Source organism: Paenibacillus sp. FSL H8-0175, from assembly GCF_045040615.1.
Lineage (GTDB): Bacteria > Bacillota > Bacilli > Paenibacillales > Paenibacillaceae > Paenibacillus_AQ > Paenibacillus_AQ odorifer.
In genome coordinates, this window is the sequence record NZ_CP150299.1 from 2,076,075 (window position 1) to 2,089,185 (window position 13,111).

Here is a 13,111-nt window from a genome sequence, read left to right on the forward strand (position 1 = left end):
CCTTAGGTCCCTTGCTACAATGGACAGGAACAACCAATTCATTACCGGAGGATGATAACCATGTCATTTAAAGTGTCTTTTATAGGGGCAGGCAGCATTGGATTTACCCGTGGATTGTTGCGGGACTTACTAACTGTACCGGAATTTAAAAATATCGAAGTCTCATTTATGGATATTAATAGCCACAATCTGGAGATGGTCACGGAGCTATGCCAGCGTGATATTAAGGAGAATGGTTTAAATATACAAATTCAGGCGACAACGGATCGCAGAGAAGCACTGAAGGATGCCAAGTACGTATTTTGTACTATTCGGATGGGTGGGCTTGAAGCCTTTGCTACGGATGTGGACATTCCCTTAAAATACGGAGTCGATCAGTGTGTGGGAGATACTCTGTGTGCGGGTGGCATCATGTACGGGCAACGCGGAATTGCGGAGATGCTGAATATTTGCCGTGATATTAGGGAGATGGCAGCACCGGATGTGCTTTTGCTTAACTATTCGAATCCGATGGCTATGCTGACCTGGGCCTGCAATAAATATGGTGGTGTTCGGACCATCGGTCTATGTCATGGTGTACAGCATGGGCACCAACAAATTGCGGATGTGTATGGTCTTAAGAAATCCGAAGTTGATATTATCTGTGCGGGCATCAATCACCAGACCTGGTATATTTCAGCAAGTCATGAGGGGAAGGATCTGACCGAAGGTCTTTTAGAGGCTTTTGAGAAACATCCGGAATTCAGCCGTACGGAAAAAGTGCGCATCGATATGCTTCGTCGCTTTGGCTACTATAGTACAGAATCCAATGGACACTTAAGTGAGTACGTGCCATGGTACCGTAAACGCAGTGATGAAATTATGGATTGGATCGATCTGGGGAGCTGGATTAACGGAGAAACTGGCGGTTATCTGCGTGTCTGCACGGAAGGTCGAAATTGGTTCGAGACCGATTTTCCAAACTGGATGAAAGACCCGGCATTGGAGTATACGAAGGAGAATCGCGGGGAAGAGCACGGCTCTTATATTATAGAAGGATTGGAAACGGGACGAGTGTACCGGGGGCACTTTAATACAGTGAACAATGGCGTAATCTCTAATTTACCAGAGGACGCCATTATCGAAGCACCGGGATATGTAGACCGGAACGGTATCTCCATGCCATTGGTAGGTGAATTGCCGCTTGGGCCTGCCGCCGTATGTAACGTGAGCATTTCAGTGCAACGTCTGGCGGTTGAAGCAGCTGTACACGGCGATGATAAGCTGTTACGTCAGGCATTTATGATGGACCCACTCGTTGGTGCTGTATGTAATCCAAAAGAAATCTGGCAGATGGTCGATGAGATGCTCGTCGCAGGGGAACAGTGGCTGCCTCAATACAGCGAAGCTATTGCTAAAGCCAAGGAACGTTTGGCTTCAGGAGAGCTTATCCCAACGAACGCTAACAACGAGGGCGCTGCTCGCCTGAAGGTGAAGTCGGTGGATGAGATGATGCAGGACCGGGAAGCAGCGAACAAAAATGCTGGTGAGTCTGATAAAGGCAAGGATAGAGAGAAGGTTCATTAGGCTGTAGCGTTGAAAGCTTTTTAACTATAAATAACCTCCGCATTCCAGAGTTTGGGATTGGAGGTTATTTTAGGATGGAAATCTAAGCGGGGGAAAAACAAAACAGCAGTCATAGCTTACGAAAATAAGCTGACATGGGTGGGGAGTACAAGTTTATCGGTACCGATCCAAATTGTGAAATTAGGTTTATAGTAGGAGTTATTATGTAACTGAAAAAAGAAAGTTAGTTTAATTTCACTGGCTTATTTTTTTATCTATACCGTAGCGCCGAGGGCTACAGTAATCCCACACAGTTGCCCTACATACTATACTGACGCATTCCTCGATACTTACGGACTCAGATGAGCAATTTGCCCATCCCCGATACTTGCGGTCCCATATGACGCTATTCGCCCATCCCCCGGTACTTGCGGGCCTAGATGACGCTATTTGCCCATCCCCCGATACTTGCGGACCTAGATGACGCTATTTGCCCATCCCCCGATACTTGCGGACCTAGATGACGCTATTTAGCAATTTATCGCCTTTGGAGCGTATTATCGGACCCCAGTGCAGCTATTGCTCAGAATGAGGCTCGTTTTTGGTGTTTTTCATGCCTATAGCGGCTATGGGGTCCGATAGCAAGCCAAATATGCGATAAAGCTACGTATAAGGTCATCTGTGTCCGAAAGCGCCGATCCCCCAGAATCCCACAGTTGCCCTACATACTATTCTGACGCATCCCCGATACATACGGACCCAGATGACCCTATTCGCCCATCCCTCGATCTTGCGGACCCAGATGACGCTATTTGCCCATCCCCCGATACTTGCGGACCTAGATGACGCTATTTGTCCATCCACGATACCTACGGACCTAGATGACGCTATTTAGCAATTTATCGCCTTTGGAGCGTATTATCGGACTCCAGTGCAGCTATTGCTCAGAAAGAGGCTCTTTTTTGGTGTTTTTCATGCCTATAGCGGCTATGGGGTCCGATAGCAATCCAAATGTGCGCTAAAGCTACTTATAAGGTCATCTGTGTCCGAAAGCGCCGAACCCCCAGTAATCCCACAGTTGCCCTACATACTATTCTGACGCATCCCCGATACTTACGGACCCAGATGACGCTATTCGTCCATCCCTCGATCTTACGGACCCAGATGACGCTATTCGTCCATCCCCGATACCTACGGACCTAGATGACTCTATTTATCAATTTATCGCCTTTGGAGCGTATTATCGGACTCCAGTGCAGCTATTGCTCAGAAAGAGGCTCGTTTTTGGTGTTTTTCGTGCTAATAGCAGCTATGGGGTCCGATAGCAATCCAAATGTGCGCTAAAGCTACTTATAAGGTCATCTGTGTCCGAAAGCGCCGATCCCCCAGAATCCCACAGTTGCCCTACATACTATTCTGACGCATCCCCGATACTTACGGACCCAGGTGACGCTATTTGCCCATCCCCCGATACTTGCGGACCCAGATGACGCACTTTGTCCATCCCTTCATCTTACGTACCTAGATGACGCTATTCGCTCATCCCTCGATCTTACGGACCCAGATGACGCTATTCGTCCATTCCCTGATCTTACGGATCCAGATGACGCTATTCGTCCATCCCCCGATACTTGCGGACCCAGATGACGCTATTTGTCCCTCCCCTGATACTTGCGAACTTAGATGACGCAATTTACGAAGTTTGTTGTTTTGTTCAAGAAGGAGCAACACCAAAAACGCGGATGTCCCATCAGCCATTTTTGGCTTTTGGGACATCCGCGTTTTGGAGTGGGGGATTAAGAATTAACCATACCCTTTGGACTAAAGAAGGTCTTCAGCGCCTGATACACTTCTTTTTTGTCTTTAATGACGTAATGCATGAATTGTTCATGTTTCAGATGGCGATAAGCTGACATCAAGGTACTGCTTCGATTGTATTGGTTCACCTCACCGTAGCCGAACATATTGCTTCGTTTCAGCAGTTCTCCGATCAGCTTCACGCAACGTTCGTTGTCGGAGGTGAGATTATCACCATCGGAGAAGTGAAATGGATAAATATTGTACTGCGCAGGCGGGTAGCGGCTATCGATAATTTCAATCGCTCGCTGATATGCCGAGGAACAAATCGTTCCCCCGCTTTCGCCACGGGTGAAGAAATCATGCTCACTGACTTCCTTAGCCTCCGTATGGTGGGCGAGAAAAACAATCTCTACCTTCTCATACTGGCGGCGCAGAAAACGGGTCATCCAGAAGAAGAAGCTGCGGGCGCAGTATTTTTCAAATGAACCCATCGAACCTGACGTATCCATCATCGCAATAATGACCGCATTGGAATGAGGTGTTCTAATATCATCCCATGTTTTGTAGCGCAGATCATCTGGGCTGATACTGTGAATGCCGGGATTTCCGCTGCTTGCATTGCGTCGAAGATTTTCCAGCAGCGTACGTTTTTTATCGATGTTGGACATCATCCCTTTTTTACGAATATCGTTAAAAATTATGGATTTGACCTCGATCTCTTCTTTATTCTTAGGCTTCAGATGAGGCAATTCCATATCCTGAAACAGAATGTCCTCCAGATCTTCCAGATTGACCTCTGCTTCCACGGTATCTTGGCCCGGCTGATCGCCTGCTTTTTCTCCTTTACCGGGCTGTGCCGATTGTGAATCGCGCCCAAGCACATCGCCAACCTGACTTTCCCCGTCGCCCTGTCCTACATGCTTCTGTTTACGGAAGTTATAAATAATCCGGTATTCATCCAGACTGCGAATCGGAACCTTCACAATCTGCTTACCGCCTGACAAAATAATATTTTCTTCGGTAACGAGGTCAGGCAAATTATCCTTGATGGCTTCTCTGACCTTTTGCTGATGGCGTTCCTGATCCTGATGACCTTTACGATGAAGGGACCAGTCTTCTTTTGAGACTACGAAGGAAAAGGGACCGGATGATTGCGACAGGATGACCACCTCCCATGGAATATGAAATGTTGATTGAGGCAATTTTTTGCAAAGTATATATTTGGATCCCCCGCAAAGCACCTGAGTACGCATAGAAAGCAAAGCCTCACTTTGTGGGGATGTTTTGGGGTTGTAACTAAAGTATATTCATGGGGATGAGGGATATGTGATTTCTTATTCACTGATCTCATCTACGGTCAGCACATAGCTGTTAGATTGGCTTTCGCCAGAGTAGTTACGTCCATCCATATTGAAAGAGTATTGAGCATTTACGGAGCCCTTAAGAAAACGACCCATTACCTGTTCACTCACCTGGACAAAATAATGAATGTTAACCATAGATGCAGCATTAACTACCCCCAGCGGCAAGGTGCCGGCAAATGAAGATTGTGGATTCGGAACTCCATCAATCACAATGCTGTTGGGATCAAGAAAACATTTTTCCGGGGTTAGCCGATTCAGAGATATTTCCGCAGGCCAATTTCCACTATTGGTTAGTGAGATCCAGCATTGGACTCGCTCTCCTGCTTCTACGATAGTTGGTTTTGCATGGACTACGAGTGAAATGACAGGTGTGACTACTAAGGTGGTAACTGTATTGGAACGAGAGGTTTGTCGTACGGTCCGTCCGTCTGGAAGCACAAAGGTATACTGAACACTACCATGGTTTTGTACGGCTGCGATTTCATGAATGTTAATGGCTGCAGGTATACTCACTTGAAAAACTACAACTGCTGTAGTACCGCCTCTTAAAGTACCTAACTGGATGCCTTCCGCTGGTCGTGCACTTTTTTGCAACACTCCATTTAAGAGAACACTATCCCATACGAAAAGAGTACCTGAAGGTATGGCATCTGTTAGGACCGCATTTACAGCCAGATTCCCGTTGTTCGTTACCGTAAGCTCATATCTCAAATTATCGCCCGGAGCTGCTGTAACATGATCCACTTTTTTGCTAATGGTGACCCCCGCTTGGACAAGTGAGACAACCGCAGTGTTACTTTCGGTCGTAATTGTATGCTCATCGACTGAATAGGTGACAACCGCGCTGTTGGTTAAGGCCAACGAGGGAGAAAACTCTGTTACTCGGACACGAAAAGTAATATCAACGCTTAGGTCTGTGTCCAGCGAACCGAGTAATATCCCCTGCGCCGGGTCCGATTCTGGGTAATAAATCCCACCTGCAATGACACTCCCCGGTATAAACACCGCCCCGTCCGGAATAGAAATTATTGCGTTGATTTGAGTTAAAGGGCTGTTGCCTTCATTTGTAAGCCGCAAGGTGTAAGTGACTACATCCCCTATAAAAGAAGTCGGAGTACTTGCAGACAAAGAGGTCGAGAGCTGGTAGGAGCGTAAAGAAACCTGTACGGAATTTGAAAATAGATCTCCTTTAACGATTCTTCCCTCCGGTGTGGAAAAAGAAAAACGGCCCAGCGCTTTATTTTGCAGCACTAGGGAAGACGGCAGGGAAATGATGACGACTTGAAAGGCGATGCTCACTTGACTCTGCGGTGCAATAGAACCAAGGGGGATGCCTGAAGACGGTGTAGCCCCCGGAAGAGGCACACCGTCTCTGAGCACACTGTTGGAAATAAAGGATACACCTTCTGGAAGAATGTCAAACACCGTCAAAAAAGCATCTGTATTTCCATTATTACTGGCTGTAATGGTATACACCAAAGTGTCGCCTAAAGAGGCGTGGAGTTTATCTGTACTCTTCAGCAATGAAAGCACGGGGCCCACGACCGGGGTGTTAACGGTATTGGAATAGACAATTCCGTCAACACCCGCTGCCGAGTTGAAGAGTACCATGGACTGATTGGTTACGACAGGTTGGGTACGTGAGCCGGGAATCATAACGCTACTACCTGAACCTGGAAGGTAATGGTTGAAGAAGCACCTGCAGCAATTGTACCAATTGCGATTCCCGAAGCCGGACTGCCACTAGGACGTGGGGCTCCATCTACGGTAATGCTTCCCGTTACGAACTGGCTGCCAGCTGGAATAGGGTCAACCATGATGACATTATTAACTGGTGAAATCCCTAAGTTGGTGACAACAATCGTATAGGTGATGATATCGCCCACAACCGCATCAATAGAAGTAGTGCTCTTAACCACACTTACGTCTGGTGAAGATACAGGGATAATTAGGACGTTTGAGACAGAGGATCCCGTGAGTAAACGTCCATCTGGTGGTGTGAATGTGAAATTTGCTGTAGCTTGATTGACTAACTGTTGTGGCGAAGGGAGGGAAGCAATAGTAACCTGCAACGTAATGGTTACTGTTACTGTACTTCCCGGAGCTACCGACCCAATACTTAAGCCAGTAGCCGGATCTGATCCTGGTTGTGGTACCCCATTCACGAGCACGCTGTTTGGAACAAAGACAGCTCCGTTCGGAATGGTATCGGTGATAACTACATTTGCTATGAGGTTACCAGTATTCGTCACATTTAAGGAGTAAGTAATCGTATCTCCGACAGTTGCGGCGGTTCTGTCCGCCCCTTTGACAACTACAATGATAGGTTGATATACCGGAATAACAAGTGTATTTGAGAATGAAGATCCTGAGAATGCGCCGGAGGTGAAACTGACGGAAGCTTGATTACTAAGCGTTGCAGGATTAGGCAGCACATTGACAATCGTGTTGAACGAGACTTGGAAAGATGCTCCCGGTGCAAGTGTACCGAGCGAGATCCCGTTCGCTGGGTTCGCGCTAGGGCGTGGAGTGCCATCTACGGTCACACTGCCAGCGACAAAGCTAGAGCCTGCAGGTATTGGATCACTGAGGTTAACGTTACTGATATTTGCTATTCCGCTGTTGGTAACAGTGAAGTTATAAGTGATGGTATCCCCAACAACGGCATCGGTAGCTGTCGAAGATTTAGTGACGATAACATTCGGTGAGGATACTGAGATTGTTGTTGTATTGGAATTGATCGAATTGTTAAATGTCCGTCCATCTGGAAGTGTGTAAGCAAACGCGACGGAAGCTTGATTGAGCAGCTGTTGGCTTGCCGGCAATGTTGTGATAAGCACTGAGAACATTACAGACAGGCTTCCATTCGCGGAGATTACCCCCAGTGAGATCCCGGCAGCTGGGTCTGCTCCTGGAGCAGGAGCGCCTTGAATGAGTACACTGTTTGGAATAAACGTTGTACCCGCTGGAATGGTGTCACTCAGGGTTGCTAAAGCTCCGTAGTTACCTGTGTTGGTCACATTTATAGTATAAGTAATCGTATCCCCAACGGTAGCATTGACTGAATTGGAGCTTTTTGCTGCTGCAAGGATAGGCAGATAGACAGGCGTCGTGACGATATTTGAGAAGGCTACATTTGAGACAACACCTGAGGTGAAGCTGACTGTTGACTGATTATTTAACAATCCAGTAGGCGGCAGTGAAACTACATTTACGGTAAAAGCAACAGTTACGGTTACACCGGGTGCTATGCTGCCTAGGGTCACTCCAGTAGCTGGGCTAACTCCTGTGCGAGGCACACCGTCCACAAGCACGCTGCCTGTCACAAAGGTGGTGCCGGCAGGAAGGGCGTCTGTGAAGACCACATTATTTACAGTGGCAATCCCGTTATTAGTTAAAGCTATGGAATAAGTAATAGTGTCACCGACTGTAGTTGATGTTGTGGTTGTAGTTTTAACTACAGCAATATTAGGTGAGGAGACCGGAATAGTGACGGTGTTAGAGAGTGCAGACCCATTAAGTGTACGTCCGTCGGGTAAGGTGAAGCTGTATGCTGCGGTTCCTTGATTGACCAGTTGCTGAGGACTAGGCAATGAAGTGATGTCAACCGTGAAAATGACTACGGTCGTTCCTCCAGGCTGTATTATTCCAGCTGCAATTCCGGTGGAAGGATCCGCTTGCGCTAAAGGGAGTCCATTGATGAGCACGCTATTCGGAACAAAAGCCGTACCTGCGGGAATATTATCCGTCAATGTTAAATTAGCAGCATAGTTTCCTGTGTTACTCACTGTCAGTGTGTAGCTAACGGAATCGCCAACCGTGGCATTGGCTGTACTAGCACTCTTGACTACGGCAATGTTCGGCTGGAACACAGGGACTGTAACGGTATTAGAAAAAGTGGAGCTTGAAATAACGCCTGAAGTGAAGGTAACAGATGCCTGATTGATGAGTGAAGCTGTAGGAGGGACGGAGGTAACAGTAACACTGTAGGTAACCAGCGCTGATGCACCAGCTGCTAGAGTGCCGATAGATATCCCCGAAGCAGGATTCAAGTTCGGGAATGGAACTCCGTTGACAGACACGCTGCCTGTTACAAAAGTACTCCCTACCGGTGTAGGATCATTGAGTAAGACGCTAGTAACAGATTCTATACCATTATTAGTTATATTGACGTTGTATGTGACCGTTTCACCAACAGCAACTGATGTTGAAGTAGTGCTCTTGGTAACGACAATGTTAGGAGCAGAGACTTGTAAAGTTACAGTGTTAGACACAGCAGTCCCAGATAACGGTCTACCGTCAGGCGGAGTAAAGGTAAAGCTTGCAGAAGCCTGATTACTAATCTGCTGAGGTGTTGGCAGGGAGATGATATCAACGGTGAAGCTGACTGCAATACTGGCACCAGGAGCGACATTTCCTACAGCTATCCCTGTATCTGGGGCTGATCCGGGTTGAGGCATGCCACCTACAATGACACTATTAGGAACAAAAACTGTACCTGCTGGAATGTTATCAGTTAGCGTAAGATTTGCAGCCAGATTACCTGTGTTGCTAACAATCACTGTGTAGATGACAGAATCACCGACAACTAAAGCATCGAAATCGCCGTCTCCATCAGCGGCACTTTTTACTAAGGAGATTTGGGGCTGAATAACTGGTGTAGTTGTGATATTAGATGAAGAAGAACCGGAGAATACACCGGATGTAAAACTGACAGACGACTGATTGTTAATCTGTGATGGTATCGGCATCGTTATCCTCACCTCGAATGTTACGGTAGCTGTGGCGCCAGGGCTCAAACTACCGATTGGAATGCCGGCGGACGGAACTGCTAGCGGCAGGGTAGTGCCACTTACAATTACGGTTCCGGGAATAAAAGCGACATTCTCAGGCAGAGGATCGCTGAGAATGATATTGCTTACTGTTGCAATACTGTTGTTGGTCAATACAGAGGTAAAGGTAAGGATATCACCAGTAACAGCAGTAGCAGCGTTTACGCTTTTTACAACACTGACGTTAGGGGCGGACACTGGGACAGAGAGCGTATTGGACACTACATTTCCACCGAGCTGACGCCCGTCTGGAAGGGTGAAATTATATGTCGCTGAAGCAGAGTTCAGCAATACTTGTGATGGAGGTAGGGCTGTGATTGTGACCAGAAAACTTACGGTGACACTATCACCAGGAGCGAGCGGTCCAACTGGAATGCCAGTTGCCGGATTATATCCGGGCAAAGGTGTTCCTCCAATAATGACACTATTCGTGTCAAACACGGCTTGGGGTGGCAGGATATCAGTTACTAATAGAGTAGCTGCAATATTCCCGGTGTTGCTGATCAGGATGGAGTATGAGAGAGATCCCCCTACAGATGCCTGTGCTGCATTGGCGCTTTTGACCATACTAAGGATGGGCTGAAATACAGGTGTTACTATCGTGTTTGAGAGCGAAGAACCGGTGAACGCCCCAGAGGTGAAGGAGGCGCTGGCTCTGTTTGTAAACTGTGCTGGACTTGGCAAGGAAGCAACATTCACTCTAAAAGACACCGTGACAGAGCTGCCCGCGGCGATACTTCCGATTGCTATACCTGTACTTGGGTTAGCCGCTGCAACCGTCGAACCGTTGACAGTCACACTGCCTGCTACAAAAGCTCCCCCCGTAGGAATAGGGTCAGAGACAACAACGTTAGTGACAGTGACGCTGCTTGGGTTGGACACTATGACTGAATAAGTAAGATTTTCTCCAACCGCTACATTAGTTAGATTTGCAGTTTTGGTTAGTGTAATGTTTGGAGCGGAGACCGGAATGGTTAGGGTATTGGATAGACTGGTCCCGGAGAATGATCTTCCACTTGGCAGTTGGTAGGTGTAATTGCTATTGCCTTGATTATTCAGAACAGGTGGAGCAGGCAGAGATTGTACCGAGACAAGAAAGGTCACAGGAACAGCTGCCCCTGAAGCTAAAGTGCCTAAGTTAATTCCTGTAATTGGAGAGTCAGCAGGTCTAGCAACACCGTTAACAGTTACACTTCCCGAGACAAAGGCGCTTCCTGAAGGAATATTGTCGCTCAGGGTTACAGCCGCCCCGATATTCCCTGAATTCTGAACATTTAACGTATAAAGAATATTGCCGCCTACAGTTGCACTGGAAACGTTCGAGCTTTTTGCAATTTGGATTACAGGCTGATACACGGGAGTTGTAGTCGTGTTTGAGACTGAAATGCCAGTAAAAGCACCCGAGCTAAAAGAGGCACTAGATTTATTCAATAGCTGAGCAGGACTTGGTAATGAGATAACGTTGACTTGAAAAGTGACGGCGACGGAGCTTCCGGGAGCGATGGTACCGACAGCAATCCCTGTTCCAGGATTAGCTGAGGGTTGTGATACACCGGCGACGGTAACACTTCCGGGGACCAGCGATGTCCCCGCAGGTATGGTATCTGAGAGTGAGACGTTGGTAATTGCCGCTATGCCGTTGTTACTGATTACGGAAGTGTAGAGTAGTGTATCACCGACAACAACGTCAGCAAATCCTGCGCTTTTGACTACGGTAACATTGGGTGTTCTAACTGGAATAGATAGTGTATTGGATGAGGCTGATCCAGCAATAGTTCGCCCATCTGGAACCTGAAACGTATAAGCGGCGCTTGCTTGATCGACCAGTTGTGGCGGAGAGGGAAGACTATTTACAATGACCCGAAATTGAACAGTAGAACTGCCACCGGCAGCAACCGTACCGATAGCAATCCCTGTGGCAGGGTTACCAGCGACAGGATTTCCATTGACGGTGAAGCTGCCTGCGACATAAGAGCTGCCTGAAGGAATATTATCTGTAAGTGTTGTTAACGCGCCGATATTTCCTGTGTTCGTGATTTGAAGAGTATAGGTGATCTGATCTCCAACCGTAGCATTGGTGGTACTGGCTGATTTCACAATGTTAAGGACGGGTGAATATACAGGTAAGGTTACTGTATTAGATGGAATGACCCCCGTCATGATAGGGCCTCCGGCTACACTTTGAAACGTAAAGGCAGCGTTGGCAGTATTTGCGATATTTTGTGGACTTGGCGGCAATGAAGTGACTTTGGCTTGATATGTAACCGTTATTGAACTGCTTAAAGCTAATGAGCCTAATGGGATTCCTGCTGTAATATCAAAAGTAGGCCTTACGACGCCAGCAACGACTACGCTTCCAGTTACAAAAGTGGATCCTGCCGGCAGCGCATCTGATAAAACGACACTTGCTGCTCCCGCTGTTCCTGTATTACTGACAGTCACCGTATAAGTTACCGTATCACCGACTATGGGGCCGGCTACATTAGCGCTTTTAGTGAGGTTTATTTTAGGAGCATTGATATCAACCTGTATGGCATTACCGTTGAGTACATAAGCATCGCCTGAGGTGGTTAATTGTAATACGGCTGAAGATTGATTGTTTATCAGCCGTGCGGAGACGTCAACATTGGTAATATCCCAGCCTTGACGGCCGCCGATAATGTTGGTCCCTGGGTTTCCGTTTATTTGATTGCGGTTTCCAAAGGTACCTGTTGTGTTTAGATTACCTGCATCATTGTTAATCTGTGACGCAAAAAAGTTGTTGGCAAAGTTGTTTGGTCCCGATAAAGCAACAAGTGTAGCCGAGGTTGGACCAAATAACGCTTGATCCCCCGAACGGTTGGCATCCCCCTCCTGTGCGCTGAATAACGCTCTGCCGCCAAGCGCACCTGTAATTGGTGTTGCGAAGCCTGTGATCGTAGTTGAAACTGGGGCTGAGGTTGCCTGTACAAGTATTGCACCTGCCCGTAGGGACATATTGCGAAAAGGTAAGGCTGTATTTTGGTAGATTACGCCTAATGTCCAGCCAGCATGGTTGGCCGTGGAATCACTAGGGATAACAATCGTACCCACTACACCGCCAGTGGTGTAGGTGCCGGCGCCGCCTTGTTGGATAATGCTGGTCACGTTGGCGGAACGAACATATGCTGATGCACCACCTCCCAAATCGACTACGTTGCTCGTTGCTGAATCGGGAGTAACGCTGAATGTAGTGCCAGCAGGAGTTATTAGGGAGACAGGATTGTTAATGGCCGAACTGAGGTTAACGGTTCCGTTAATATAGGTACCGCCCCATATCAGTTCTGCATACAGCACTGTGCTGCCAGATGGTAGGACCAGTATGGCTGCTGAACTGTTGCTTGTATAAAGACTAGTAGTTCCGCTAGGATAGGAACCAAATGTCGATGAAGTATTAACAGTAGTAAAGCCACCGATGCTGTCTAGTGTCCCTGGCACTCCGATCGTATCGGAGCGGCTAAGTCCAAGCGTGTTGCCGGTAAATGTGATAGCACCGGTCGCATTGATCGTTGCCCGTACGACTAGTGGAATGATTCTCACCTCCTTCGAGGT

4 protein-coding genes are annotated in these 13,111 nt (G+C 47.5%); 1 reads left to right on the forward strand and 3 read right to left on the reverse strand.

Annotated features, from left to right (window positions below; genetic code table 11):
• Positions 1–60: 60 nt before the first annotated feature.
• Positions 61–1,566 carry an alpha-glucosidase/alpha-galactosidase gene (locus tag MHH46_RS08830; RefSeq protein WP_076195096.1) on the forward strand — a complete coding sequence of 502 codons (1,506 nt, stop codon included), beginning with the start codon at positions 61–63 and terminating at the stop codon, positions 1,564–1,566.
• 1,775 nt (positions 1,567–3,341) lie between these two features.
• On the opposite strand, the gene yhbH is transcribed toward MHH46_RS08830, so the two are convergent.
• From yhbH to MHH46_RS08845, 3 genes are all read right to left on the reverse strand, one after another.
• On the reverse strand, positions 3,342–4,505 hold the full coding sequence (yhbH, locus tag MHH46_RS08835; protein WP_076195239.1) for a sporulation protein YhbH: 1,164 nt from the start codon (positions 4,503–4,505) through the stop codon (positions 3,342–3,344).
• A 174-nt stretch (positions 4,506–4,679) separates the two neighbouring features.
• Positions 4,680–6,365 carry a DUF11 domain-containing protein gene (locus MHH46_RS08840; RefSeq protein ID WP_076195233.1) on the reverse strand — a complete coding sequence of 562 codons (1,686 nt, stop codon included), beginning with the start codon at positions 6,363–6,365 and terminating at the stop codon, positions 4,680–4,682.
• On the reverse strand, positions 6,362–13,099 hold the full coding sequence (locus tag MHH46_RS08845) for a DUF11 domain-containing protein (RefSeq protein WP_143762801.1): 6,738 nt from the start codon (positions 13,097–13,099) through the stop codon (positions 6,362–6,364). The genes MHH46_RS08840 and MHH46_RS08845 overlap by 4 nt, the downstream gene beginning before the upstream one ends.
• Between the last annotated feature and the right edge of the window lie 12 nt (positions 13,100–13,111).

Excerpts from the sequence above, each read along its gene's own strand:
- MHH46_RS08830 (WP_076195096.1), top strand. The coding sequence starts at position 61 with ATGTCATTTAAAGTGTCTTTTATAGGGGCAGGCAGCATTGGATTTACC.
- MHH46_RS08840 (WP_076195233.1), bottom strand. The coding sequence starts at position 6,365 with ATGATTCCCGGCTCACGTACCCAACCTGTCGTAACCAATCAGTCCATG.